Below are 26,807 nucleotides of genomic sequence, written 5' to 3' on the forward strand. Positions count from 1 at the left end.
TTGTGACTTACTGGAACGCAGTTTCGTAGAAGCTTCTGAGCTTGCGTGAATGCAGTCGTTCATCTGGCATGGCAGCGATTTTTTCCATCGCTCGAATACCAATTTGTAGATGCTGCGCGACTTGCCGCTTATAGAACTCGGTCGCCATGCCGGGTAGTTTTAGCTCGCCGTGCAACGGCTTGTCGGAAACACAGAGCAGAGTGCCGTAGGGAACGCGAAAGCGGAAGCCATTGGCCGCAATTGTCGCTGACTCCATATCGAGTGCCACCGCCCGTGCCTGAGAAAGGCGCTGAACAGGGCCGCGCTGGTCGCGCAGTTCCCAGTTGCGATTATCAATCGTCGCAACTGTGCCGGTTCGCATGATCCGCTTAAGATCATAGCCTTCAAGGCCGGTGACTTCTTCAACCGCTTCTTCTAGGGCAACTTGAATTTCTGCTAATGCGGGCAAGGGCACCCAGACCGGAAGATCATCATCGAGAACGTGGTCTTCACGCATGTAAGCGTGAGCAAGAACGTAATCGCCAAGCTCCTGACTGTTGCGCAGACCAGCACAATGTCCCAGCATCAGCCATGCATGCGGGCGAAGCACGGCAACATGATCGGTAATCGTCTTTGCATTGGACGGGCCAACGCCAATGTTAATCATGGTGATGCCAGAATGATCTTTGCGTTGCAGATGATAGGCCGGCATTTGCGGCATGCGTTGCAATGCGATGCCCGTGCTTGGAGCGGTTTCACCTGCAAGCGTGATCGCATTGCCCGGCTCGACAAAGCTGTCATACCCGCCGCCGCCATCTGCCATCAGCTTGCGTGCATAGGCGCAGAACTCATCCATATAGAACTGATAGTTCGTAAACAGCACGAAGTTTTGGAAATGCTTCGGACTTGTTGCTGTGTAATGCGCAAGCCTGTGTAGCGAATAGTCAACGCGTTGCGCCGTGAAAGGTGCAAGCGGCATCGGCTCGCCGGGAATTGGATCAAAATCGGCGTTGACGATCTTGTCGTCTGTTGCGGCCAGATCCGGCACGTCGAAGAGATCGCGCATCGGATGCGTGAAGGCATTGGCAACCGATGCCTCAACATAAGTGCCTTCCATGAAGGCGAAATGGATCGGAATTGGCGTTGCCGATTCCCGAACGGTGACTGTCACCCCATGATTGCGCATCAGCAGGCGAATTTGTTCGTTAAGATAATGTTCAAACAAATCAGGTCGCGTGATCGTTGCCGAATAATCGCCCGGCATGGTCACATGGCCAAACGCCAGACGTGTATCGACATGAGCAAAGCTCGATGTCGACAGACAAATTTCGGGGTAAAAAGCGCGATATCGCTGAGGTCGGACTTCTCCCTTCGCCAACTGTTCAAAGGCTGTGCGGAGAAACGCGGTATTGCGATCATAAAGCTTGCGAAGCGCGACAACTGCCGCGCCTGCATCGGCAAAAACTTGCGGCTCCATAAAAGGAGGCGTTTTAATCTCGGTGAGAAATGGCTGTTCGATTCGTTGTGTCATGACTCAGTATAACAAAATCAATGACACGCGCATGTCTCTGTTTAAATGAGATTACTTGTGTCGCAGGTTTCCCCCATTCGTCAGATGTGTGCTTTCGCGTGACTGTTTCCGAGATGCATTACGGTGATATCTCCGATGATTGGCTGATCTCGATAAACATGTTGTTTCCGATCAACAAATAGCCCCGCGACAATCGCAAAGCCAGCGATCATCATGAATACGATGGTCGTGCGTCTTAGCAACATTCTTCCCCCAAATACTCGATCTTCCATTATAGGGCATGACTGTAAGGTTTGTTGGCTGAACCACTCCTGAGTGCTGCATTCATGTGGCGTTCAAAAATATTGATGTCGCATGAACTTGATCGGTTCGCTCTTGTGCCGCAATTCACGGCGCTTATGTTAGCTTGCATCGGAGTTACCGACAAAGCCAAGAAAGAGGGAGTTAACGACCCATGGCCGAGCAGACAAAACCGATTGAACTTTACTATTGGCCGACACCGAATGGCTTCAAGGTGAGCATTATGCTCGAGGAACTGGGTGTTCCTTATGAAGTCAAATATGTAAATATCGGCAAAGGCGATCAGTTCCAGCCGGATTTCCTCAAAATCGCACCGAACAATCGCATGCCTGCTATTGTTGATCCGGAAGGTCCGGGCGGCGCGCCGATTTCGGTCTTTGAATCGGGTGCAATTCTTCAATATCTCGGACGCAAATTTGGCAAGTTCTATCCATCAGATGAACGCAAGCGCGTTGCTGTTGATGAATGGCTGATGTGGCAGATGGGTGGACTTGGGCCAATGTCGGGTCAGGCAGGACACTTCCGCATTTATGCACCAGAAAAAGTGCAGTACGGCATTGATCGCTATACCAATGAGGTCAATCGTCTTTATGGCGTTCTCAACCGTCAGCTTGAAGACAAAGACTATATCGCGGGCGAATATTCCATCGCTGATATGGCGAGCATTGGTTGGATTAACGCTTACAAGAATTTTGATCAGAAGCTGGAAGATTTCCCAAACCTCAAGCGCTGGCATGAGACCATGAACGCACGGCCCGCCGTGCAGCGTGGTCTCGTGGTTGGCAAAGAAGAGCGCGAACGCGCAATGGCTTCAGCCAATAAGGATGAAGAGCAGAAGGTGCTCTTTGGCCAGAAAGCACGATAATCAAAAAAGGCGGCTGAGAAGCCGCCTTTTTAGTTTTAGACTTACTGCCTCGTGAGGCTTTCGCTTTTGCAGATCAATCCGCCCATTACACAGCCAGAGAGCGAAAGCGTGTTGCCTTTGACGCTGGCTTTGCCCGTATAGGTCTTGCCTTCGTCGAGCTTGTTGACCTCGCCTTTATAGCTGCCGTCCTTGCCTGACATAGAGCCTATCGATTTGCCCTTATATTCGCCGGTTTGAACCGTGCCGCAATATTTGCCACCACCACAGGCCGCATAACTGATGATCGTGCCGTTCGGCCGCTTCCACGTGCCGACAATGGCTTCATCAGCAAAGGCTGGTACAGCGAGGGTTGCCGTCAGAGCAACGGCAGCAGTTAGTCCCATCATAAAATTACGGATCATGCATTCCTCCCAAAATGCGGCAAGGCACGTGCCTTGCGGAAAGCTTACGCAAACGTAAACGTAATTGAATTTGGAGCAGAGCGAAAGAGGTATAATTGAAGCTGTTATATTCGTTGCTAGCCACGTCCTAAACGAAGCCAATCTGCACCATGGTTATCATCTGGTTTCTAAGCGCTGTGGATGAAAAATCTGCCATTTTGAAAAAATGCTGCAATTCATTGAGCTTGGATGTTTAATAAATTCCCAAGTTTACTCCTTGTTGGGATTTTGTTGTCGCGTTGTTAAGCATCTGGTTTAACGCGCATTTTAACTCTGTTGGGTAATCTCAGCATCATGAACGGAACGACAGATCCGACAGTTCGGGGACGGTGAAAGCCAGTCTCAGAAACAAAGAGCGGACGGTTCTCGGGATTTAACAGGGACAAAGAAAATGACACAGTTTCAGAGCGTCACACAGCAGAGCAAAACAGGTTCTCAAGATCGTATTCTACTGGAAATGGGATTGAAATATGCCGTTGGCCGGGACTGTGAGATTGATGTGGTCGAAGCACATAAATGGCTTAATATTGCTGCAATCCGTGGCAATCAGAAGGCTGAACGTATGCGTAATCAGGTTGCTGCAACCATGAGCAAGACAGAACTTGCCGCAGCCCTGCGCAGTGCACGCGAATGGATGACTGCGCACTGAGATCGTTGAAAGTTTAAATAAAAGTCGCCTTTTGAGGCGGCTTTTGTTTAACTTATGCCAAGATAGCGGCCCGGCTTATGATTGATGGCAATAATGACATTCATAGCCACCGCGCCCGCCAGCGATAACAGCATGTTCTCCCAGGGAATAAAGAACAGGGAACCGAGCATAATAATAACGTCGAGCGCTAGCTGGAACCAGCCAGCACGAATGCCATAGGCATCCTGCAAATAAAGCGCCAGAATGTTTACACCTCCGACCCCAGATCGGTGGCGAAAAAGGGCAAGAACGCCCATCCCCATGAGCGTGCCACCCATGAGTGCAGCAAACAGCGGATTGATTGAACTGAAATCAACGCACATAGGTATCACTTTGGCGAAGAGCGACATCAGAGCAACTGCGATAAATGTTCTGACGGTAAACGCCCAGCCCATCCGTTTCGCTGCAAAATAATAAAACGGCAGGTTGATCACAAAATAGAGCGCGCCAAAGCTAATGCCTGTTGCATATTGAATAAGCAACGCAATACCAGCGGTGCTGCCAGTCATCAGTGTGGCTTGGCTGTAAAGGGTTATGCCCAATGCGATGAATGAGGTACCAATGAGCATTGCAATCGCATCTTCATAAAGACGATGACGATCCGGCGTCATTAGGCTGGTAGCATCGACAAGTGGGGAGACACTATTTGACACGATCAACTCCAAAGCTGCGGAAAATTGGACGAATTGATGAAATGACCAGAGCGAAGTCCGGCATTTATCTGCATATTTTTTCGCTGATTTGATCGTCAGAATGCCAATGACCAGCGTCACGTCTTGGGAGACACACTCAATATAGCATCTGTCGAATGTTGCTGCACTGCCAGCAATATTGTTATTTTACGTGCCTTTTTTCGATTTTATCGCGCTTATGTCTTCGAATTATTTTGGATTATTTCGTATTCGGTTTTAGCAAGAAATTGTTTCACCTCTGCCAGACTGCGCAACTGGTACTTCGAAAGATGCGACGGTGCCTTTTCCATAAAAGTGAGTGCACGAATGCGGCCATTGTTGCGATAGTTTGCTGCAAATTTGAGAAACTCCCAGTCAAAGCGCTCTTTGCATCCTTCGGCCATGTCTGGGCGTGACTTTCCGAAATAGCGAAATGTTCGGGTGAGAATTCGCCAGAGGCGTCTCGGTGTCGAAATATCCAAAAAGATTAGCATATCAGCACGTTCCGCGCGATAAGCCATAGTTTCACTATGGTTTCCTTCAAAGATCCATTCATCTCGATTTGCAATTTCCGTGGTCAAACGCCCTATTTCTTCGCGTGGGCGCATTGTCCAATTGGGTAGCCAGTAAATTGTGTCGATGTGAACGACCGGGAGGTCAGTTATTTTTCCAAGAGAACGGGCCAGAGTGGACTTTCCTGAACCAGCACCGCCAAATATCATTACTCTCTTAAACATGGTGATGAATTCCTGATTTTAACTCTGTTGCAATAATATTGAGACAACCAATAATAATTACTGTATGTTTACTTATGTTCAATAAGCCGTTGTAACGTGCGAAGAATGACGTTTAGAATTTTTGTATTGTAGACAATGGTAATATTAATTGAGTGATTGACAGTCAACTTGCCGAGTATCAACATTGATGTCGAATGTGAATTTCGGAAGGGTTTGAAGACGGGTGAAAAGGACCCGAGGTTTTGAATGGTCGCGTCGAGCGATAGTCAACTAACAAGTATCGTAAACAATAGTCCGTATCCGACAGGGAGCGACAAGATGTCTATTCGTACCATTGCAGCTTTGGCTGGGACCACATTCATTCTGGGCGCATCTGCCTTTGCTTTTTCAACGCAGGCCAGTGCGCTGACCATGAAAGAATGTAGCGCAAAGTATCAGTCGGCCAAGGATGCCGGGACGCTTGGCAATGTTAAGTGGAACGACTTCCGTAAGACACAATGCGGAGATGATGCTGCGGCAGCGCCTGCCGCTCCAGCAAAGAAGGCTGCTGCGCCTGCCAAAAATGCTGCAGCTCCAGCTGCTGCTGATACTGCCAAAGGACTGACAATGAAGCAGTGCAGCACGAAATATCAGGCTGCCAAAGATGCGGGCATCGATGGTGGCGCAAAATGGAATGATTTTCGTAAGGCTGAATGTGGTCCGGGTGCGGATGCTGTAGCACTAAGTACAGATGGTAATTCGGAGCCAGCCGCTCCCACTGTTGCGGCACCGAAGGGCATCAAGTTCCCCACTGCTGTGTCTGCCAAGTTCTCCAGCGAGTCACCGGGTAAGGCTCGTATGCATACTTGCCTTGAACAGTATCATGCTGCGAAAGACGCAAATGCGCTTGGTGGCCTTAAATGGGTACAGAAGGGCGGCGGCTATTACAGCCTTTGCAATGCACGCCTGAAAGGCAATTCATAAACCAGATCTGGGACGGCTTATAAGTCGGTTTGAACTTACACCGTTTTAGAGAAGAGGCCTTGCAAATCTGCAAGGCCTTTTTTGTTAAGGCGCTTTTAGGGCAATCAACGCCGCTTGAACCAGCTACTAACGCCAACAATAAGCCAGCCGAGAATCATTAGGCTGCCGCCTGTCGGTGCAGCCATCGGAAACAACCTGCTTCCGGCCATGTCGCGCATGAAGAGATCTCCGCAAAACAGTGCCAGTCCCGCGATGAGTATGGCGCCACCCATACTTGCCACGCGGCTATTGGGAACAATCAATGACAGGACCAGGAGGGCAGGGGCATGGCCAAGCAAGAGTGGTGCAATTGCACTCAAGTGGTTTTCACCACCATGCGCGGCTCCTGCATACGCAGCAATAGCCAGTGCGCCGCACAGTCCAGCAAGTGTACCAAACACCGGATTACGAACCTGAGCGTTGAGTTGGTTTGACATAATGATCCCCGCAATTGGGCAGAACGCGAGCTAGAATATTTTTAAATTGGCTACAGGCTTTTTTGCGCATCGAGGATTGCGTCTGGAAGAGCTGCTTCAAACATATCCAATTGCTCACTCACGCCAACACTCACCCGAATGCAGCGGTCAAGAACTGGCGCTCCGGGCTTGCGAATGAAAACGTCCCGTTCAATCAAGCCATTCAGGATAGCGGTTGCAAAAGCGCCATCGTGACCGCAATCAACTGTCACGAAATTGGTGGCCGATGGTATTGGTTTCAGCCCGTGTTTGACTGCGATTTTTGCAATGCGTTCACGACCCGTGTGGATTTTCGCCACAACGTCGTTCAGATAAACTTGATCTTTTAGTGCCGCGATGGCGGCCGCTTGTGCAATTCGGTTAACAGCAAAATGATCGCGGATTTTGTTGAAGGCGCTAATTGCGGTTTCGTTACCGACGACGTAACCAACGCGAATGCCCGCAAGTCCGTAAGCCTTTGAGAAAGTGCGCATCCGAAGAACGTTTGGCCGATCCAGTTCAAATGGCGGAAATGCAGAAGCAGGGCCGGTCTCACAATAAGCCTCATCAAGTATCAGCATTGTGGTTTCAGGTATTTGCTCAATGAATGACTGAATATCCGAACCTTCATGCCACGTACCCATCGGATTGTCGGGGTTTGCGATATAAAGCAGCGCTGGATTTTCCTGCTTCGCTTTCTCGATCAGTGCATCGAGATCAGGCCTGTCCTGATTGTAAGGCACAGTTAGCAAAGTGCCGCCAAAACCTGAAACGTGATAGTTAAATGTCGGATAGCCGCCGAGTGAATTGATTACTTTGTCGCCTTCCTGGACATATTGACGGACAACCAGACCCAGCAGTGCATCGACGCCTGCGCCGGGCATAATGTTTTCCGGCTTCACACCATGATGCGCGGCGATCGCGTGGCGAAGAGCATAATTCTCCGGGTCGCCATATTTCCAAACTTCAGACGCCTCCTGCTTCATCGCGTCGATGACGGAAGGGGCAGGGCCAAAGCTGCTTTCGTTCGCACCGATTCGCGCGATGAAAGGTTTTCCCCGCTGCAACTCGAGAGTTTCCGGGCCGACAAATGGAACGGTGGAGGGAAGGCGTTCAACAAGTGGTGTGAGACGAGGCGATGTCATTATGCTTCCGGTCAATGTGTCTGATGGGACCGAAGTGGCAAACTTGCTTGGCTTAAGCGGTTAATGAAACAGGTTTGCACATCTGCGCCCGATGTAAGATAACTCAGATGCATAGCAAGTTGCGCCAGCTTTCACCATATCGCTAGCTTAAGAAACATCACCGCGAAGTTATTTGACGGAGAGCTAGGCTCGGGCTGTCCTAAGATTGCAGAATTCTTGTGATCGCTGCCGATTAATTTGTAATTGTGCCCCTTAATAAAAGATCTTGTTTTTCGCGTTCATGCGTGTTGATGACGCAAGCAAGTACGCATTGAAAAAATTTAACAGCAAATTTCGCGTATATTCGCGAAGCCCATTACAATTCAATTGTCTTGTATCAACGAATCTCGAGAACTTTAACGCAGGAATCAAGATCGTGTGTAGCAAGATGAGCATAGCGCATCGTCATCTGCAAAGTTTGATGACCGAGCCACATCTGCACACGACGAATATCAATTCCGCCGCGGACCAAACGCGATGCACAGGTATGACGCAGAATATGCGGAACGACTTGATCATCTGTGCCAAGGCCAACTTCGATTTTGGCTTCGTTCCAAATCTGGCGGAAGCGAACCTGATTGAGCATTGAGAAGGGGCCTTTTAGGCGTCCATGCGCAATGGCGGTTGCTTTTTTTGCTCGTTTCGTGAGCGGAACCGTGCGGCTCCTGTTAGATTTGGTTAGCCAAAAAGTGGTACGATGTTCCTGAATGTCATTCCACGTCAAACCAATAGCTTCACCAAGGCGACAGCCAGTATCGACCAGGAAAATTGAAAGACGGTAACTATCTTCGCAACGCGACTTAATCGCTGCAAAAAGCCGCTTTTCCTCTTCATATTCGAGGAAGCGAATGCGTCCTGCTCGCTCTTTCTGCCGAACAAATTCCGGCAGGCTGTAGATATCCCCCATTTTGTGCGCCTTCCGCAGCAGCTTGCTTAATGCAGCCATCTTACGATTGATGGTTGCATTGCTGTTACCGCGCTCACGAAGCGAACCAATGACAGAGTCGAGCATCGCTTGATCAAATCCAGAAAAACGCATGCCTTTCAAGATTTCATCAATCTCACCGAGAAAAGACTTCACATTATACTTGTGTGACCCATCATCCCAGAGAATGTTGATATACTTACCAGACAGCTCTGCCAGAGTGAATTGTTCGACAATTCTGTGCTTCTGGCTTCTGATGGATGTATATTCGAGATTATAATCGACGATTGGCGAATAAACATCACCACTATCGACCTTCGTGCCCCCAACGACGATCATAGCATGCCCCCATATTTTTTATGGGAAGCATACATAGTTAAACAATTAAAGAAACACAAGATAAGTGAGCTAATTTTAAGCAGAGACATATTATGATCCTCTAAAAGATCTGTTAGCCCCCACTTTTATTCTGGTATTGACACAATCACGCCCACGCAAAATCCCCGTTTCGCGTAAGCACATCGATTACGTTCGTGAACAGTTAGAACAAAACCTGACGCCGTAGGTTCTCTATCGGCGTCAGGCGATTTTATCGCATTCGAATTAGAACGAGCGCTGGAAGCGAACCATACCCTGCCAAGCGTCCTGGCCCTTAAGAACCGACTTCTTGTCGTCCCACTTGGTGTAGGAAACTTCTGGAGTAATGGTGAAGCCTGGAACCAGCTGGTAAGCTACGTTTGCAGTCGCTGCAAAGGTCTTTGCATCTTCGTAAGCGAGCTGTACGTTGATCGCAGCCTTTTCGGAAGCCTGGAACTTCGCGCCACCCCAAACAGCCCAGTCGCCACCCCAGGTGCCGTAGAAGCTGTTGGTCAGACGAACGCCACGAAGGGTTTCGCTGCCGCCGTCAACCACAATGCTTGTACCGCTCGCATCGTAGTGAGCATAGATGTCTTTGTTCGACTTGTAGCCGCCCTGTACCCATACGGAGAACTGGTCAGTTACGTTAACGTCGAGGCGAACCTTACCAGCCCATTCTTCGTTGCGTGCGTCGTAAGCAGCAGCACCGGCGATCGAACCCCAACCCTGAGCGTATTTCAGGCCACCAACAACATTTGGTGTGTAATCATCAATGATACCATAGTCGAGGAAGGCATCATCCTTGTTACCCTGTTCAAGAGCGATGATAGCCGAGAAACCATTGCCGCCCGTGAAGGTGTAGCTGATTGCATTGGTGCGGTAACCACCAGCCGCAATTACGTCGTCGTTGATGACGTCACCGAGGTAACCTGTGAAAGTCAGGAATGCAGATTCATCGAGACCAACACGGAAGCCGCCGAGCTGAATGTAAGCGAAGTTGAGCGAAGTGCCGGAATCGCCGCCATTTTCATAGTTAAAGCGGGTTTCCGTGTAGGTCTTCAGAGTACCGAGTTCGGTTTCCGAAGCGGTTGATGTACGCAGTGTGAAGCGCGACAAGAAGTTGTAGGTGTCGCGATCTTTGCCCTTGTCTGTAAACTTGAAGCCACCGCCTTCAACTGCAGATACGCCGGCACCGCGATAATAAACATTGTCGCCGCCCTTGATGTCTGCACGAACGTAGCCGTGGATACGCAGGCAGGTTTCGGTGCCTGGAATATAGAAGTAGCCAGCGCCGTATGCATCGCAAACGCGGACATATTCAACTGCTTCTGGCTCTGGAGCGACGATTGCGTCTGCTGCCTGAGCGCCGGAAGCTGCAACGAGAGCTGCAGCGGAGCCGAGGAGAAGGCTCTTGATGTTCATTTCTGACCTCCAGTCAAGAACTGACCAAAAGTCGAAAAATTAAATAAATTCAATTACTAGACGGGTTGGAAGATTTTAAAGCTGTAAAAGTCAGAAAATTTAAGTCGGTCACAAAGGGATTTCAAAAGCTTAATTCAGCTTTTAAAGGGCGTTCATTTACTGATTTCGGTGGTGGGTTAATGGAGGAGAGGATGGGATTCGAACCCACGAGACCCTTGCGGGTCTACTCCCTTAGCAGGGGAGCGCCTTCGACCTCTCGGCCACCTCTCCGGTAAAGGCCAGATAACTGGTAGTTCTAATCATTTCAAGCGAATTGCGCAGCTTATGGCAAATTTCACAGCATTTTTTTGTACTTTATATAGGGTTTCCATGAATCTCTACGAATTACTTCCGACTAATGACTGTGCCAGCGGCGTTGCGTTGCCATTTCCGCATAAGATTCGCTTGCGAATTTCCTGAGATATAGAGCTTCTTGGAAGTACTATATAAATGACTGCCGTAAGGCGCTTGCGAGAAAGGGATTCGTTGCTGCTACCGCCAATTTGACGGAAAAGCATGCCATTTCAATCGTTAAGACAGGTTAACAAGTGTTTACAAACTTAAATGAATTACTAATTTCTTCAATGAAGCTGGGTGATTTCGTGTCATTTCTGCAACAGGACCTACTGATACATACGCAATAAGGGGTGAGTGGCTACATTCGTAGTTGAACTCAAAAAGTTGGCGAGTATCTTCACATCCAGAAGAAGGAGCGCTTCGGGGCGACTTTTTCATCAGGGGATGGGGACAGGTTGTCCTTCAGCCAAAACAGAATGCCCAGACCCATTTTTAACTTTGACTGGAGGTCAGAAATGAACATCAAGAGCCTTCTCCTCGGCTCCGCTGCAGCTCTCGTTGCAGCTTCCGGCGCTCAGGCAGCAGACGCAATCGTCGCTCCAGAGCCAGAAGCAGTTGAATATGTCCGCGTTTGCGATGCATACGGCGCTGGCTACTTCTATATTCCAGGCACCGAAACCTGCCTGCGCATCCACGGCTACATTCGTGCAGACATCAAGGGCGGCGACAATGTTTACGCTCGCTCGAATGCACGTGCTAACGCGTTGCTCGATACTGATTTTGATGAGCGTAATCGCGACACTTACGACTTCTTGACACGCTTCTCGCTTCGTTTCTCGACAGCCTCGGAAACCGAACTTGGCACACTTAAGACCTATGCTGAAACCCGCTTCCAGTACCAGAACGGTGCCGACTCGGGCTCGACAGGCACTCTACGTTATGGCTACATTCAGCTCGGCGGTCTGCGCGTTGGTCTTGACGAATCCGCATTCGTAACCTTCCCTGGTTACCTCGGCGACGTCATCAACGACGACGTAATTCTTGCTGGTGGCTACCGCACCAACGCAATCAGCTACACCTTCACTGGCGGCAATGGCTTCTCGGCTATCATCGCTCTTGAACAGGGTGGCAATGGCGATACCGACAACGGTACTTATACCGACCTGTCGAATGGTTCGCAGTACACAATCTCCGGCAAGATTGACGACTATACGCCACATGTTGTTGGTGGTCTGAAGTACGCTCAGGGCTGGGGCTCGATCGTTGGTGTTGCAGCTTACGACGCAGTTAACGAAGAATGGGCTGGTAAAGTTCGCCTCGACGTAAACGTAACTGACCAGTTCTCCGTATGGGTAATGGGTGGCTACAAGTCGAACAAAGACAACTACCTCTATGCTTATGACGATGCAGCTGGTAACCCACGTGGTATCCGTCTTGTCAACAGCTTCTACGGCACCTGGGGTGGCGATTGGGCTGTTTGGGGTGGTGCAAAGTTCAAGGCAACCGAAAAGGCTACCTTCAACCTTCAGCTCGCTTATGAAGAAGCAGAAACATTTGCAGCGACTGCAAACGTAGCTTACGAACTGGTTCCAGGCTTCACCATCACTCCAGAAGTTTCCTACACCAAGTGGAATGACAACCGTTCGGTCCTCAAGGGTGACGATGCTTGGCAGGGTATGGTTCGCTTCCAGCGTTCGTTCTAATCCTTACGGATTGGTTTGAGAAAAACCCGGCAGCCTCGCTGCCGGGTTTTTTGTTGTCTGCGGTTTGAAAATCCGGCGTCGCTCTTGTATTCATCAGCGGGTTAGTTTGTTAGGGCCCATTCTATAGGTCACACGACATCGGAGTTATGATTTTATGCTGAAATGGTTTTGGCCAGCTTTGACATGGACCGCAGCGCTGACATCTCTAGCGCTCTGGTTTGGTGCGGATAGGGTCGAGGCCGATATCAGCGCGCGGGCAGCGCAAGCGCTTTCACCTTACGTATGGACTGGCTTCGATGTTGATGGTCGTGATGTCGTTCTGAAGGGCATGGCGCCTGATCCAGAATCTCAGCGCGCAGCAGTTCAGGCTGTGCAAAAGCTTCGCGGTATTGGTGATTTTTCGGATCTGACGACTGTTCTTCAATCCGCCAGCCCGTATGTTTTCAAATTCACCCAAGGCGGTGAAGGAATTGTCCTCTCAGGTTATATTCCTGATAATTCCATGCGCGATAAAATTATGAATGCAGCGGAATCTATCGGCTCGGGCCTATTAGTCGATGATCAAATGGCGCTTGCGCACGGTGCACAGCCAGAGTTTGAACAGCGCGTTCTTTTCGCCATTGATCTCGCGAAAAAACTGACCGATGCAGAGATAGAAATATCCGAAGCTAAATTGTCAGTTAAAGGAAAAGTCAGCGATGATAGCGCTCTCAATGCCCTTAGCGCGGAATTGAATGGGCCGTTGCCTCATGGCTTGAGCTTAGCGGGCTCTAATATTACGAAGTTCTGATTACATTGCATCATTTAACGCACTCATCCCCCGTTTGTTCGCATTGTCTGATTGACAGCGGCGGCTTCGGTGCCTTTCCTGTATATATAAGGAAAGTGCTTCGGATCGGTTGGCAGGCGAGTTTTAAATGCTTTATCTTGCAGAGATGTTTTGGCCCGTACTTTTGTTGTCGGGTCTGATTGGATTGGCAGTTGGGTGGCTCACGGCTTCTAAGTGAGTTGCCGTTGGGTGAATTGCGCAGCGTTTTATTGATTGCCGTGGTTGAAGCCGCGTGCAGATGCGTAGAGTAAGAGGAAACCTTAATGCCGATGTTGATTGTTCAATTGGCGATACTCATTGCCGTTGCTTTTGTAATTGGCTGCATTTTGGGTCGCCTGCTTAAAGGTAGAAAACCTGCTGATAAAATTAGAGAAGATATCGTCGTCGCGGCTGCGCTCTCGACGCCTGCATTAGACGAAAAGCCAGAGCCATTAGCACCAGCGAAAGAAGCCGTAGCTGAAGAGACTGAGGCAAAGCAGGTCGAGGTAGCGGTCGATCCGCTTCAAGATGAGCCGAAAGCTGAGCTTCCTTCCGCTCCGGAGGAGCCAGAGGAAGCGCAAATCAAGGAAACGGTTGTCGTTGTTGTCGAAGCTGATAGGCCGGAATTGTTGGATGCTCCGTTGCGCGGTAAGCCGGATGCTCTGACTGTAATTAATGGTATCGGGAATGCAATCGAAGCCAAGCTAAATAAGCTCGGCATTTTCCATTACGCGCAAATAGCACAATGGAACATGGACCAGGCTGGCTGGATTGAGCGCAACATTGGCTTTGCAGGTCGCGTGACGCGTGAAGACTGGATAGGGCAGGCGGCGAAATTAGCCGAAGCTGTATCTGCGAGCGCCACAAAGCGCAGTGCGAAGCCGAGGAGAACAGCAGCAAAAACAAAGGCTGCGACGCGTGCAAAGAAGAAGGAGGCTTAAAACGTCTTTCGTATAAAAACTTGGACGTTTTAAACTCTGTCTTTATCGTCTGCCGGAAATCAGGTCAGTTTTGATATCAGCGCTGCCTGTCAGGCGTGCTTTATAAACTTCATAGTTTTCCATAACGCGCTGAACATAATTGCGTGTTTCAGAGAAGGGTATGCGTTCGATCCAGTCGACCACTTCTTCAATCGATTTTCCCCGTGGATCGCCATATCGTTCAACCCATTCACTCGCTCTGCGAGGACCGGCATTATAGCCTGCAAAGGTCAATACATAGGAGCCGTTGAAACGGTCGAGTTGTTCGCCAAGGAAATGAGCTCCGAGCGTCGCATTATAAGCTGCATCACTTGTAAGCCTCTGATCTGAATAGGTCATTCCATTGCGCGTAGCGACGCTTTTTGCGGTTGCTGGCATCAATTGAAGCAAGCCACGTGCACCAGCTTTGGACACCGCTCCGATGTTAAATTCACTTTCTTGACGCGCAATTGCATAAGCAAGCGCCTTGCCTGAGCCACTGATGTTGGCATTGGCCGGAATTGCTCCAACAGGATGCGACAGTGCTCCGACATCCAGTCCACGGAAGGCAGCATTCTTGCCGACGCGCAATGCGAGATAATGGTTCTCATTTTTCTCTGCCATCACCGCAAGGAGTGCCAGCTCTCCAACGCTGTTCAACTCTTGTGAGAGTTGCGTGTAAAGTGCTGTTGCACGATTGCCATAGCCGATCTGCTCGAGACGCCTGATGGCGTGCACGGCAGGGCGGCCTGAAAAGCGTATGCGCTCAGCATCTGAAGGCTTTGGATAAGCCAGCTCTGGCGCTTTTTCGTTTAAGCGGGCTGCAGAAAGCTGTCCGTAGAACGTCGTGCCAAAATGTGCTGAACGACGGTAGTATGCAGTCGCGTCGCCACCTGCACCGGCTTCGGCCGCACGACCGAGCCAATAATAGGCGCGGGACGCGGAAATTGGTCGCGAGGAAATTTCCGCAATCTTTGCGAAATGTGGCGCCGCAAGTTTCGGCTGTTTGAGTGAGCGCAACGCATACCAGCCGGCATGAAACTCTGCTTCCGCAGCCATTGTCGGTGATTCTGCCGCATGCGCTGCCACAAGCCTGTAAGCAAGTTGCGGCTTGTTTATATCCAGAAGTTCGCGCGAGAGAATGCGGCGCTCAACCCACCAGGCATCGGGATCAACCAGAGATGAAGCATCCTTTGGAGCTTTTAGCATCAGAGCCGTGGCGTCATCAAAACGATCTGCACGGCGCAGATAGCGTATCTGCAAGAATGCATAGACAGGGTTCGAGTGCCATGATTTATCGACATCAGTGATAGCCTTGGCAGTATTCTTCGATTTTTGCGAGAGGGCTGCAAAAGCGTTGTAAAGCGACTGCGCCTGAGCTGGACCCGATAGAAGTTTCGCCGACTGCAAACGATCATTATACAGCGAACGTAGAAGACGGCGCTGGTGATCTTCGCGTGTCAGAACGGTCGAGAACTCTTTAAGTACTCTTGCCTCATCTTCAGCAGACAGGCGTTCTTTCGCCCACCATGGTGCCAGAAGCTGATGGGCTTTTGTTTTGTTGCCATTAGCCACGTAAGCGCGGGCAAGCGCGATCATGCCTTCGGTCGTCTGTGGCTGCGTATTGCCGAAGGTCGCGATAACCGTTGACGCAGGCGCATCTTCTTTGAAAAGTGCGCGCTCTGAATTGCGACGCAAAGCACTCATCCCGGGCCAGCCAGGAAGTTCGGCTGCTGCGGCTGCAATTTCAGCGCTTGGCACACCGCTTATGCCAGAAGTTGCTATCGACCACGTTAAAATCTGGCGGTCGAGCGAGCCTTTTGTCATGCCGTTACGATAAGCAATCGCGCCAACGACATCGCGAGAGTAGAGCGCATCAAGCCCCGTTTTCAGAGTTCCACTGATCGCAGCAGGGTTCTCAACGCGATTGAACGACGAGGTTATAACTGGGTCAGGCGTGGCTGGCCGTGCTTTTGGTGTGACCAGATTAATAGGGGATTCATGTGTAGCTGCAGGGGCGAATGGGCGCGCAAGCGGAGTTGGAATCTCGGTCGGCAAAGATGATTGGGCATACGCAGCACCGAGCTGTCCCGCGAAAAGCGAGGTAGCAATAATCAATCTGCCCGAGCTGAGCATTCTTTGCTTTAGTGACATATCCAAATTTTTCTTACGCATGATCTAACGCGAATAAAATACGTTTGTGTGAGCAGACTATTTTTTGAATCTGGCTTTTATAAGCCTGATTGCTGACTAGGTTTGCCTGGCAAAGACTATGATCCCGATGCATGAAGTATTGGTTAATAAAGAGTTATATTACACTTTGATAGCAAATTGCCTGTCATGCTGTGCCTGAATGCGTCGGGGCTAGCCGTCTAAGCGAAGCCCATCAAGTTTTTTCTTAAAACGGTCATTTGAAAGCAGATTTGCGCCATACCCCCGCTTGCCGGATTACAACTCCGAGACTATGGTGCATCGCCTTACGGCTATTCTGGTTTATTTCATGTCAGGATTATACTGTAAGGATCGTCTTTATTTCTCAGGAGTTCACTGATGCTGAAAGGCTCGATTACCGCACTTGTCACGCCATTCGATAGTGAAGGAGCGTTCGACGAGAAAGCCTTTCGTGACTTCGTGAACTGGCAGATTGAAGAAGGTACAAAAGGCCTCGTTCCTGTTGGTACTACTGGCGAAACTCCAACGCTTTCTCATGATGAGCATAAGCGTGTTATTGAGGTGTGCATCGAAGTCGCAGCTGGCCGTGTGCCAGTGATTGCAGGTGCAGGATCAAACAATACCGTTGAAGCGATTGAACTTGCCCAGCATGCCGAAAAAGCGGGTGCAGATGCTGTTCTGGTTGTGACACCTTATTACAATAAGCCAAACCAGCGCGGCCTCTATGAGCATTTCTCGCGTGTTGCGCGTTCAATTTCTATCCCGCTGGTGATCTATAATATTCCGGGCCGCTCCATCATTGATATGACACCAGAGACAATGGGTGCGCTCGTGCGCGATCATAAGAATATTATCGGTGTGAAGGACGCGACAGGCAAGATCGAACGCGTTTCTGAGCAGCGTTTGACCTGCGGCAAGGACTTTATCCAGTTGTCCGGCGAAGATGCAACAGCGCTTGGTTTCAACGCGCATGGTGGTGTCGGCTGTATCTCCGTGACATCAAATATTGCTCCACGTCTGTGCGCAGAGTTTCAGGATGCTTGCCAGGCTGGCGATTATGCAAAGGCACTGGAACTGCAAGACCATCTTATGCCGCTTCATAAGGCACTGTTCATCGAGCCTAATCCATCTGGTCCGAAATATGCTCTGTCGCGCCTTGGCCGTATCGAAAACGTTCTGCGATCGCCGATGGTAACAATTGAAGCAGCTACGGCTCAAAAGATCGACGAAGCTATGAAACACGCTGGTCTCGTTAATTGAGGCTGATATTTTTGCCCGGTTGATTGATTTTTACGCTCTCGCATGTGCGAGAGCGTTTTCATTTCCGGCAATGCGCATTATATGGTGCCATTATGAACAAGCCGAAAAACTCTCCTGCACGCAAGATGGTCGCTGAAAACCGTAAAGCGCGCTATAATTTCGAGATCACCGATACGCTTGAGGCCGGTCTGGTTTTGACAGGCACTGAGGTAAAATCGCTGCGTGCCAATCAGGCCAATATCGCTGAAAGCTATGCAAGCTTTGAGAATGGCGAGTTTTGGCTCATTAATTCATATATTCCAGAATATACGCAAGGAAATCGGTTTAATCACGAGCCGCGACGCTTGCGAAAGCTTCTGATCAGCCGGCGTGAAATGTCGAGGATTTTCCAGTCCGTGTCCCGCGAAGGCATGACCGTTGTTCCATTGAAATTGTACTTCAATGATCGTGGTCGGGCAAAGCTAGAAATCGGTGTGGCGCGCGGTAAGAAGAATCACGACAAACGTGAGACTGAGAAACAGCGCGACTGGAATCGCGAAAAGTCGCGTTTGTTACGCGATCGGGGCTAAGTCTTATAAAATAAAAAAGAGCGCTTTAAACGCTCTTTTTTTAAACGTATTCGACGTCAATCAATAGTCATCATCAAGATCGTCATCTTGGCGACGTTGCTGCTGTTGAGGGCGCTCTGATGGATCGCGACCTATTTCAGCTTTGAGCGAAACCAGATCAATGAAATGATCGGCCTGACGGCGTAGCTCATCAGAAATCATCGCAGGTTGGGTGGTCAATGTGGAAACCACGGAGACCTTACGGCCCCTGCGTTGCAGAGCTTCTGCAAGCGAACGGAAATCGCCATCGCCTGAAAAAATAACAAAATGGTCTACGGTATCGGTGAGCTGCATAGCATCGACAGTGAGCTCGATGTCCATGTTGCCTTTTACCTTACGGCGCCCTGCTGAATCTGTGAATTCTTTCGCCGCTTTGGTAACGACCTTATAGCCGTTATAATCAAGCCAGTCGATGAGTGGACGAATCGACGAATATTCCTGATCCTCAACCAAGGCTGTATAATAATATGCGCGAAGCAAATAGCCGCGTTTCTGAAAGGCCTTCAAAAGTTTGCGGTAGTCAATATCGAAACCGAGTGTTTTTGAAGCTGCATATAAATTTGCACCGTCAATAAATAGCGCAATCTTTTCACGAGAATCGAACATCGTGCAATATATCCACTCTGCGGTCGTAAGGGAGTGGGCCAGCGACCGCGTATTCAGATTTGTTTCTCAAACGGCGGGGGTATTCATTTTTACAAATGACGTTTATTGCGTTCTACGGAGATATTGTAGAAAAACAAGCAACCAATGGTTGTTATTTGCTGACAATTAATTACTTATGCGAGATATTGACGTCTTGCAATCCTGAATATATAAAAATCTATTGTTTCAATTTGAGCCATATCGTGTATTTGTCAGACAGATTAATGAAAAACGAATTGTTTTTCTCGGCGCTGGAGCCTTAATGATCGCAGTTTGCGCTTTTGCTTGAAATTTCGGCCGACAAGCGATATGTCGAAGAAAAATTCCTTTAGAGTTTAAGAAATGAAAGGGACCGCCTATGGCCCGCGTCACCGTTGAGGACTGCGTAGATAAGGTCGAGAACCGCTTTGAACTGGTTCTTCTGGCCGGTCACCGCGCACGCCAGATTTCCCAGGGAGCGCAGATCACTATCGATCGCGACAATGACAAAAACCCTGTTGTTGCTCTGCGTGAAATCGCTGACGAAACACTGTCGCCAGATGATCTGAAAGAAGATCTGATTCACTCGCTTCAGAAGCATGTTGAAGTTGATGAACCTGAAGCTGCTGCACCTGCTCTTCTGGCTGATGCTTCAAATGCTCTGGCTGAAGGCATTGCAGAAGCAGGTGAAGATGACGTTGTCACTTTCGACCGTATGTCGGAAGAAGAGCTTCTTGCTGGTATTGAAGGTCTGGTTGCACCTGAGAAGAACGACGACTTCTAATCGTCTGTCTGACGCCAATGATTTGTGCGCTGTAGCCTGATAAGGTTGCGGCGCATATTTTTATCGGTCTGCATAGCGATTTTGGGGCTTTTAAGTCACAGCTATGCGCTTTTGACGATGAATTCGCCTGAAAATTAAGCCTGTTTTCAGAAAGCAGGTTCTGAAACTTGTAAAATATTCTATTTTTAGCAAGTTCTGGTCAGAATGACCGCTGTTTATGCGTGTGAAGTGAGGAGTTTCTGTAAATGATGCGCCAATATGAGCTTGTGGAGCGTGTGCAGCGATACAAGCCTGATGTGAATGAGGCGCTTCTTAATAAGGCATATGTTTATGCCATGCAGAAACACGGCAGTCAGAAGCGTGCATCCGGCGACCCGTATTTTTCCCATCCGCTTGAAGTCGCAGCCATCCTCACAGACATGCGTTTGGACGAAGCAACCATTGCGATTGCTCTTCTCCATGATACAATTGAAGATACGACCGCCACACGGCAGGAAATTGATCAGCTTTTCGGCCCAGAAATTGGTAAACTTGTTGATGGTCTTACCAAGCTTAAAAAGCTAGATCTGGTCTCTAAAAAGGCCGTACAGGCCGAAAACTTGCGTAAGCTCCTTCTTGCGATTTCTGAAGACGTGCGCGTGCTTCTGGTCAAGCTCGCAGATCGTTTGCATAACATGCGTACGCTTGGCGTTATGCGTGAAGATAAGCGTTTGCGCATTGCTGAAGAAACAATGGATATTTATGCACCCCTTGCTGGCCGCATGGGTATGCAGGACACCCGCGAAGAACTCGAAGAGCTAGCATTCCGCTATATCAACCCCGATGCTTGGCGCGCGGTCACTGATAGACTTGCAGAACTTCTTGAAAAAAACCGTGGGCTTTTGCAGAAAATCGAAGAAGATCTGTCTGAGATTTTCCAGAAGAACGGCATCAAAGCGAGCGTTAAAAGCCGTCAGAAGAAGCCGTGGTCGGTTTTCCGTAAGATGGAAACTAAGGGTCTGTCGTTTGAGCAGCTTTCCGATATTTTCGGTTTCCGTGTCATGGTTGAATCGACACAGGATTGCTATCGCGCACTCGGATTGATCCACACCACCTGGTCGATGGTTCCGGGCCGGTTCAAAGATTACATTTCGACACCAAAACAAAACGATTATCGTTCGCTGCATACAACTATCATCGGTCCATCACGCCAGCGTATTGAATTGCAAATTCGTACGCGTGTTATGGATGAAATTGCAGAATTTGGTGTTGCAGCTCACTCGATCTATAAGGATCGTGGAAGCGCGAGCAATCCGCATCAGATTTCGACAGAAACCAATGCTTACGCATGGCTACGTCAAACAATCGAGCAGTTATCCGAAGGTGACAATCCGGAGGAGTTTCTGGAACATACCAAACTGGAACTCTTTCAGGATCAGGTCTTTTGCTTCACGCCGAAGGGCAGGCTTATCGCTTTGCCACGCGGTGCGACACCAATCGATTTTGCATATGCTGTTCACACCGACATTGGTGACAGTTGCGTGGGCGCCAAGGTCAATGGCCGTATTATGCCATTGATGACTGAGCTCAAAAACGGCGATGAAGTCGACATCATTCGCTCGAAGGCTCAGGTGCCACCTGCTGCATGGGAATCGCTTGTGGCCACCGGTAAGGCACGTGCGGCTATCCGCCGTGCAACGCGTTCCGCGGTGCGTAAGCAGTATTCCGGCCTCGGAATGCGCATTCTCGAACGCGCTTTCGAGCGTGCCGGAAAATCGTTCAGCAAAGATATTCTCAAACCTAGTCTTCCACGATTGGCACGCAAAGAAGTTGAGGATGTTCTGGCCGCAGTCGGCCGTGGTGAGCTACCCTCCACAGACGTTGTGAAAGCGGTCTATCCTGATTATCAGGATACGCGTGTTACAACGCAGAATAGCCCAGCAAAGACCGGCGAAAAAGGCTGGTTTAACATTCAAAATGCAGCCGGCATGATTTTCAAGGTGCCGGAAGGCTCTGAAGCTGCGCATGACACGACTGCGGACGAGGGTGAGAAGCCAAAACGCAAGGCTGTGCCAATTCGCGGCACAAATTCGGATTTGCCGGTGCGCTTTGCGCCGGAAGGTGCAGTTCCTGGTGATCGTATCGTCGGCATCATGCAGCCTGGTGCAGGTATCACCATTTACCCAATTCAGTCGCCTGCACTGACGGCATATGACGACCAGCCTGAGCGCTGGATCGACGTGCGCTGGGATATTGATGAAGGGATGCATGAGCGCTTCCCTGCGCGTATCAGCGTCTCGGCAATCAACTCGCCGGGCTCACTTGCTGAAATTGCACAAATTGCAGCGGCAAATGATGCGAATATTCATAATCTGTCGATGGTGCGAACTGCGCCCGACTTTACCGAAATGATTATTGACGTTGAAGTGTGGGATCTTAAACATCTCAACCGCATCATTTCTCAATTGAAGGAAAGCACGAGCGTCAGCGGCGCAACACGTGTGAATGGGTAAGCAAAATGAATACTGAAGACGTGCTTGGTGTTTTCCGCGAAGCGGGAGCAATTCTCGAAGGCCATTTTATTCTGACATCCGGCCTTCGGAGTCCTGTGTTTTTGCAGAAAGCACGCGTTTTCATGCATGCCGATAAGACTGAGAAACTTTGCAAGGCCCTAGCGGAAAAGATCAAGGCGGCCGATCTTGGACAGATCGACTATGTGGTTGGTCCGGCGATCGGCGGCCTTATTCCATCATACGAAACTTCGCGTCATCTCGGTGTGCCATCGGTATGGGTTGAGCGTGAGAACGGCACCTTCCGTTTGCGCCGCTTCGACGTGCCAAAAGGTTCTCGTGTTGTCATCGTAGAAGACATCGTCACAACCGGACTGTCGATTCGTGAAACTATCGATTGCATGAAAGATATTGGCATCGAAGTGGTCGCTGCCGCCTGTATCGTTGATCGTTCGGCAGGCAAGGCCGACGTCGGAACGAAGCTTATCGCGCTCGCAGAATATGAAGTGCCAGCCTATTCGCCTGACAATTTACCGCCGGAACTCCTTGCAATTCCTGCAATTAAGCCGGGTAGCCGCAATATTTAAGCGCTTTCTACCGTCGCTTTGCGTTAGCGTGGTGTAAAATGCGCCCTGCGTCGAAATTGCGCTTTGCGGTATTTGTTTGTCACCCTTAATTTAGGGGGACGAGCGCAGATATGCTCATCCCCTATCTAGGAACGTGTTGTGGCTGTTGCCCCGCTTATTTTCGATCATAAATCCCCTTACAGGGCTCCGTGTGGCGTTTGCGTTGATTGCGATGTACGCCGCATGGCCGTCTGCTCTGCGCTTGATGATGGCGATCTGGGGGCGCTCGAAGCCATCATGACATCCAAGAAACTCGACGCCAACGAGATGTTGGTTGAAGAGGGTGATCCGAAACGCCGTGTTTTCAGCTTAACATCGGGGATGCTGCGGATTTATACATCGCTGCCCGATGGTCGTCGCCAGATTGCAGGCTTTCTCGTGCCGGGAGATTATCTTGGACTTGCCGATGATGAGGTTTACTCTCAGTCGGCTGAAGCGGTTACCCCATCTGTCCTTTGTGCATTTTCAACAAAGGAAATGGATGGCTTGATGGATCGCTTCCCCAAGCTGAAAGAGCGTCTCTATCAGATGACGCGAGAAGCGTTGCGCACTGCACGCGACAATCAACTGGTTCTTGGCCGTCTTGCGCCTGTGGAAAAGCTTGCCAGCTTCCTTCTCGTTCTCGCCGCACGTACCGAAAAGCGCGGCGGCAAGACGAATCTCGTCCATCTGTCGATGAACCGTACCGACATTGCCGATTACCTCGGCCTGACAATTGAAACAGTGAGCCGCAGCTTCACCAAGCTGAAAACACAGGGCCTCATTCAGTTGATCGATTCCAATACCGTCGAGATACTCTCCAGGCGTTCGCTCGCTTCGGTAGCAGGCATCGATCCGGAAAATATTTGATCGCAACTTCTTAGTTTTAGTTTCGTTGATTTAAATCAATGAACGTTGCCGGAATGCCCTCTACATCTGATCGTGCAAGTTGAGGCAGCTTATTGAACTGCTGCCTGATGATAACGAGGTGAACAGGTGTCGTTGTGGCTGGCAATTACAATATCCGCTGTCATGTGTGTGGGCTTCCTTGCCGCATCATGTCTGTTTGCCCAGCAGAATGCCCATCTTCGTCCAGTGCGCCTAAAGGTGAGAAGCTCTCGCCAGATCGTCAGGAGCGGGGAGCGCCATTATCATGCATGAAGACACGATAAGACGTTATGCGGCGCTGGCCGTTCCCCGTTACACTTCGTTTCCAACGGCTGTGGATTTCACGCCGACGACTGCTGACAACACAAAACGCTGGTTACGCCAGATCGGCCCGGAGGAAAGCGTTTCGCTTTATATCCATGTGCCGTACTGCAAAGAGATTTGCCACTATTGTGGCTGCCATTCAAAAATGGCCGTCCGTGAGGATGTCATTGAGAATTTCGTGACTGCTCTTTTGAGTGAGATCGAAACTGTAAGCGCAAGTCTGGCGGCTCGGCCGCAGGTCGTGCATTTACATTGGGGTGGGGGCACTCCTTCTATTCTGCATGCGACGCAGTTCAAACGCATCATGGCAGCGCTTGCGCTGGCGTTTGATTTCCATCCCGATATGGAACATGCGATTGAGCTTGATCCGCGTACGGTGAATCCAATTCTGGCAAAGACCTTGTCGTTGATGGGCGTTAACCGTGCAAGTCTTGGCGTGCAGGATGTTAATGCTGATGTGCAGAAAGCTATCGGCCGTGTGCAGCCAATTGAAACTGTTGCAAGAGCCGCAGCGCTGCTTCGTGCAGTGGGCATCAACAGGCTTAATTTTGATCTGATCTATGGTCTGCCGCTTCAGACTGTAACAAGTCTGCGTGCGACCTGTGAACGTGTAATAGAGATGAAGCCGGATCGCATTGCCTGCTTTGGCTACGCACATCTGCCGCAGCGTCGTGCCAATCAGCGATTGATTGATGAAAGCATTCTGCCGGATGCAGACGAACGTTTTGCGCAGGCAAGTGCTGTCGCTGAAAGCTTTATCAACCACGGCTACAAAGCTGTTGGTATCGATCACTTTGCTTTACCAGATGATACTCTGGCGATTGCGGCTGAGAATGGCACGCTGCATCGTAATTTTCAGGGCTACACGACTGATCGCTGTAATACGTTGATTGGTTTTGGTCCATCGTCCATTTCGCAATATCCGGGGGGATATACGCAGAACATTTCGGATGTCGGGCAATATAGCAAACGTGTTGGGGCGGGGGACTTTGCCACAGTGCGTGGTTATACCATGCGGGATGTTGATCGTCAGCGCGCCGGAATTATCACAGCACTGATGTGTAACTTCCGCGTTGATCTCAATACAGCGGCACCGGGCGTTGAATTTTCTGACGAATTAGCCCTGCTGCGTCCGTTGGTGGCTGATGGGTTGGTGGAAGTGCAGAACGGTGTCATCACTGCGACCGAAGACGGAAAGCCGCTGATCCGGCTGGTTGCTGCAACATTTGATGAGTTTCGCAGAGAAACGATGCACGGCTTCAGTTCCGCTGTGTAAATAAGAATACGCGCATGTTGCAGATTGATGTCGTAACTTGCGTTAGAACAAACAAATAGAGGCTGATAGTCCTCTATTTCAGAGCTGCCGCTGCACCGGGCCGTCAAAAGGTCAGTGGCTCAGGAGCACCGTTCGTTGGGGGATGAGCGGTGCTCCACTTTTTTCTATTTCGCTTTCTGCATTTTCGGCAGGAAGATTGTTAACAGACCGAGCAACGGCAGATACGAGCAGATCTTATAGACGAACTCGATGCTGGTGCGGTCGGCAACAATCCCAAGCAGCGCTGCTGCAATGCCAGCGACACCGAATGCTAGTCCGAAGAACAAGCCGGAAACCATGCCAACGCGCCCGGACAACAATTCTTGTGCGAAAACAATGATTGCCGGAAAAGCCGAAGCCAACACAAAGCCGATAATGATCGTCAGAACTGCTGTTATTTCGAGGTTTGCATAAGGCAGAGCCAGCGTGAAAGGCACAATGCCGAGGATCGATACCCAGATCACAGTGCGTGTGCCGATCTTATCGCCGATAGGGCCACCAACAATCGTTCCGGCAGCAACGGCACCAAGGAACAGAAACAACAGCAACTGCGAGCCCTGAACGGTCACCCCAAAATGGCTGATCGTGTAGAAGGTGTAGTAGCTGGTAAGGCTCGCCATATAGACGTATTTGGTGAAGATCAGCATAGCGAGCACGGAGATCGCCATGATCACCGTCTTGCGCGGCAATGGCAGTGTTGTGTCAGCCTTTGGCTTGCTTCTATTGGCGATATTGTGCTGGTTGTACCAGTTTCCGACATACCAAAGCAGCGCCATTCCAATCAGTGCAGCGATTGAAAACCACGATACGCTGGATTGACCGAAGGGCAGTACGATGAAAGCTGCCAGCAATGGTCCGATCGAAGAGCCGAAATTACCACCAACCTGAAACATTGACTGCGCGAAACCATGGCGTCCGCCTGATGCAAGACGTGCTACACGTGCGGCTTCAGGATGAAATACCGACGAACCAAAGCCGATGAATGCAGCGCCAAGCAGCAGGAAAGTATAATGATGTGCCGTTGCAAGCAGGATCAGACCAACTAGTGTGCAACCCATGCCAAAAGGCAATGAGTAAGGCATCGGACGACGATCTGTATAAATGCCAACGATAGGCTGTAGGATCGAAGCGGTCACCTGAAAGGTAAATGTGAGCAAGCCAATCTGCCAGAATGATAGGCTGTAATTGTCCTTCAACATTGGATAAATCGCTGGAAGCAGCGACTGCATCATGTCGTTGAGGAAATGGCCCATGCTTGTGGCCAGAATAATTGCGAGAACCGTATTGTTCGCCGCACTGTTTGATGGCTGCTCGGCAGCACTCGTGCTCATAGTCCTACTCCGAAGATAATTTGGAACGGGATTTTCCCGTAGAGT

Annotated in this window: 25 protein-coding genes and 1 tRNA gene; 13 read left to right on the forward strand and 13 right to left on the reverse strand. The window is 49.9% G+C overall.

Annotation, left to right across the window (positions count from 1 at the left end; all coding sequences use genetic code 11):
• Window positions 1-7: 7 nt before the first annotated feature.
• Both U2P60_RS12770 and U2P60_RS12775 read right to left on the reverse strand, forming a co-directional pair.
• Window positions 8-1,510, reverse strand: a complete 1,503-nt coding sequence (locus U2P60_RS12770; protein ID WP_313828212.1) for an AMP nucleosidase — start codon at window positions 1,508-1,510, stop codon at window positions 8-10.
• Window positions 1,511-1,590: 80 nt separating this feature from the next.
• Window positions 1,591-1,755 (reverse strand): hypothetical protein, encoded by a 165-nt coding sequence (locus tag U2P60_RS12775; protein ID WP_413572912.1) that lies wholly within the window; start codon window positions 1,753-1,755, stop codon window positions 1,591-1,593.
• Between the two features lie 209 nt (window positions 1,756-1,964).
• Here U2P60_RS12775 and U2P60_RS12780 point away from each other — a divergent pair, with 209 nt between their 5' ends.
• A complete protein-coding gene (locus tag U2P60_RS12780; protein ID WP_413572913.1) occupies window positions 1,965-2,675 on the forward strand; it encodes a glutathione binding-like protein in 711 nt (236 codons plus the stop codon).
• Between the two features lie 41 nt (window positions 2,676-2,716).
• Here the strand turns inward: U2P60_RS12780 and U2P60_RS12785 are convergent, their stop codons facing one another.
• Window positions 2,717-3,061: a DUF2147 domain-containing protein gene (locus U2P60_RS12785; RefSeq protein WP_404989607.1), complete on the reverse strand. Its 345-nt coding sequence runs from the start codon at window positions 3,059-3,061 to the stop codon at window positions 2,717-2,719.
• Between the two features lie 445 nt (window positions 3,062-3,506).
• On the opposite strand from U2P60_RS12785, the gene U2P60_RS12790 reads away from it, so the two are divergent.
• Complete coding sequence (locus U2P60_RS12790) at window positions 3,507-3,764, forward strand: sel1 repeat family protein (protein WP_310010641.1); 258 nt, start codon at window positions 3,507-3,509, stop codon at window positions 3,762-3,764.
• A 47-nt stretch (window positions 3,765-3,811) separates the two neighbouring features.
• Here U2P60_RS12790 and U2P60_RS12795 read toward each other — a convergent pair whose 3' ends face one another.
• Both U2P60_RS12795 and U2P60_RS12800 read right to left on the reverse strand, forming a co-directional pair.
• A complete protein-coding gene (locus U2P60_RS12795) occupies window positions 3,812-4,414 on the reverse strand; it encodes a YitT family protein (protein ID WP_413573786.1) in 603 nt (200 codons plus the stop codon).
• Between the two features lie 257 nt (window positions 4,415-4,671).
• Window positions 4,672-5,211 carry a DNA topology modulation protein FlaR gene (locus tag U2P60_RS12800; protein ID WP_413572914.1) on the reverse strand — a complete coding sequence of 180 codons (540 nt, stop codon included), beginning with the start codon at window positions 5,209-5,211 and terminating at the stop codon, window positions 4,672-4,674.
• Between the two features lie 318 nt (window positions 5,212-5,529).
• On the opposite strand from U2P60_RS12800, the gene U2P60_RS12805 reads away from it, so the two are divergent.
• Window positions 5,530-6,174: an antifreeze protein gene (locus tag U2P60_RS12805; protein ID WP_313828216.1), complete on the forward strand. Its 645-nt coding sequence runs from the start codon at window positions 5,530-5,532 to the stop codon at window positions 6,172-6,174.
• 104 nt (window positions 6,175-6,278) lie between these two features.
• Here the strand turns inward: U2P60_RS12805 and U2P60_RS12810 are convergent, their stop codons facing one another.
• The 5 genes from U2P60_RS12810 to U2P60_RS12830 form a co-directional block, all read right to left on the reverse strand.
• A complete protein-coding gene (locus tag U2P60_RS12810) occupies window positions 6,279-6,650 on the reverse strand; it encodes a DUF423 domain-containing protein (protein WP_313828217.1) in 372 nt (123 codons plus the stop codon).
• Window positions 6,651-6,700: 50 nt separating this feature from the next.
• Complete coding sequence (locus U2P60_RS12815) at window positions 6,701-7,813, reverse strand: pyridoxal phosphate-dependent aminotransferase (RefSeq protein WP_413572915.1); 1,113 nt, start codon at window positions 7,811-7,813, stop codon at window positions 6,701-6,703.
• A 376-nt stretch (window positions 7,814-8,189) separates the two neighbouring features.
• On the reverse strand, window positions 8,190-9,116 hold the full coding sequence (locus tag U2P60_RS12820; RefSeq protein ID WP_313828219.1) for a site-specific integrase: 927 nt from the start codon (window positions 9,114-9,116) through the stop codon (window positions 8,190-8,192).
• 264 nt (window positions 9,117-9,380) lie between these two features.
• On the reverse strand, window positions 9,381-10,556 hold the full coding sequence (locus tag U2P60_RS12825) for a porin (protein WP_413572916.1): 1,176 nt from the start codon (window positions 10,554-10,556) through the stop codon (window positions 9,381-9,383).
• A gap of 180 nt (window positions 10,557-10,736) precedes the next feature.
• Window positions 10,737-10,826, reverse strand: a tRNA-Ser gene (locus U2P60_RS12830).
• 581 nt (window positions 10,827-11,407) lie between these two features.
• Here U2P60_RS12830 and U2P60_RS12835 point away from each other — a divergent pair.
• The 3 genes from U2P60_RS12835 to U2P60_RS12845 all read left to right on the forward strand — a co-directional run bounded on the left by U2P60_RS12835 (window position 11,408) and on the right by U2P60_RS12845 (window position 14,344).
• The gene (locus U2P60_RS12835; RefSeq protein ID WP_413572917.1) at window positions 11,408-12,595 is read left to right on the forward strand and encodes a porin; all 1,188 of its coding nucleotides are present in this window, start codon (window positions 11,408-11,410) and stop codon (window positions 12,593-12,595) included.
• A gap of 154 nt (window positions 12,596-12,749) precedes the next feature.
• Window positions 12,750-13,385 (forward strand): BON domain-containing protein, encoded by a 636-nt coding sequence (locus tag U2P60_RS12840; RefSeq protein WP_413572918.1) that lies wholly within the window; start codon window positions 12,750-12,752, stop codon window positions 13,383-13,385.
• Between the two features lie 302 nt (window positions 13,386-13,687).
• The gene (locus U2P60_RS12845; protein ID WP_413572919.1) at window positions 13,688-14,344 is read left to right on the forward strand and encodes an endonuclease; all 657 of its coding nucleotides are present in this window, start codon (window positions 13,688-13,690) and stop codon (window positions 14,342-14,344) included.
• Window positions 14,345-14,386: 42 nt separating this feature from the next.
• On the opposite strand, the gene U2P60_RS12850 is transcribed toward U2P60_RS12845, so the two are convergent.
• Window positions 14,387-16,516 (reverse strand): lytic transglycosylase domain-containing protein, encoded by a 2,130-nt coding sequence (locus tag U2P60_RS12850; protein WP_413572920.1) that lies wholly within the window; start codon window positions 16,514-16,516, stop codon window positions 14,387-14,389.
• A 396-nt stretch (window positions 16,517-16,912) separates the two neighbouring features.
• On the opposite strand from U2P60_RS12850, the gene dapA reads away from it, so the two are divergent.
• Window positions 16,913-17,794: a 4-hydroxy-tetrahydrodipicolinate synthase gene (gene dapA / locus U2P60_RS12855; protein WP_313828224.1), complete on the forward strand. Its 882-nt coding sequence runs from the start codon at window positions 16,913-16,915 to the stop codon at window positions 17,792-17,794.
• A gap of 92 nt (window positions 17,795-17,886) precedes the next feature.
• A complete protein-coding gene (smpB, locus tag U2P60_RS12860) occupies window positions 17,887-18,363 on the forward strand; it encodes an SsrA-binding protein SmpB (protein ID WP_310010628.1) in 477 nt (158 codons plus the stop codon).
• Between the two features lie 60 nt (window positions 18,364-18,423).
• Here smpB and U2P60_RS12865 read toward each other — a convergent pair whose 3' ends face one another.
• Window positions 18,424-19,008, reverse strand: coding sequence for an NYN domain-containing protein (locus tag U2P60_RS12865; protein ID WP_313828226.1), 585 nt, complete (start codon window positions 19,006-19,008; stop codon window positions 18,424-18,426).
• A gap of 397 nt (window positions 19,009-19,405) precedes the next feature.
• Here U2P60_RS12865 and rpoZ point away from each other — a divergent pair, with 397 nt between their 5' ends.
• From rpoZ to hemN, 5 genes are all read left to right on the forward strand, one after another.
• Window positions 19,406-19,810, forward strand: a complete 405-nt coding sequence (gene rpoZ, locus U2P60_RS12870; RefSeq protein ID WP_313828227.1) for a DNA-directed RNA polymerase subunit omega — start codon at window positions 19,406-19,408, stop codon at window positions 19,808-19,810.
• Between the two features lie 245 nt (window positions 19,811-20,055).
• A complete protein-coding gene (locus tag U2P60_RS12875; RefSeq protein WP_413572921.1) occupies window positions 20,056-22,302 on the forward strand; it encodes a RelA/SpoT family protein in 2,247 nt (748 codons plus the stop codon).
• Window positions 22,303-22,307: 5 nt separating this feature from the next.
• Window positions 22,308-22,886, forward strand: coding sequence for an orotate phosphoribosyltransferase (gene pyrE, locus U2P60_RS12880; RefSeq protein ID WP_413572922.1), 579 nt, complete (start codon window positions 22,308-22,310; stop codon window positions 22,884-22,886).
• Between the two features lie 222 nt (window positions 22,887-23,108).
• Window positions 23,109-23,774 (forward strand): helix-turn-helix domain-containing protein, encoded by a 666-nt coding sequence (locus U2P60_RS12885; protein ID WP_250039486.1) that lies wholly within the window; start codon window positions 23,109-23,111, stop codon window positions 23,772-23,774.
• Between the two features lie 283 nt (window positions 23,775-24,057).
• Entirely contained in the window at window positions 24,058-25,392 is a 1,335-nt protein-coding gene (gene hemN / locus U2P60_RS12890; RefSeq protein ID WP_413572923.1) for an oxygen-independent coproporphyrinogen III oxidase, read from the forward strand.
• 164 nt (window positions 25,393-25,556) lie between these two features.
• Here hemN and U2P60_RS12895 read toward each other — a convergent pair whose 3' ends face one another.
• Window positions 25,557-26,762 (reverse strand): MFS transporter, encoded by a 1,206-nt coding sequence (locus tag U2P60_RS12895; protein WP_413572924.1) that lies wholly within the window; start codon window positions 26,760-26,762, stop codon window positions 25,557-25,559.
• Window positions 26,763-26,807 lie beyond the last annotated feature (45 nt).

Source organism: Brucella sp. H1_1004 (assembly GCF_047308065.1).
In the GTDB taxonomy this organism is placed as follows: domain Bacteria; phylum Pseudomonadota; class Alphaproteobacteria; order Rhizobiales; family Rhizobiaceae; genus Brucella; species Brucella pseudogrignonensis_B.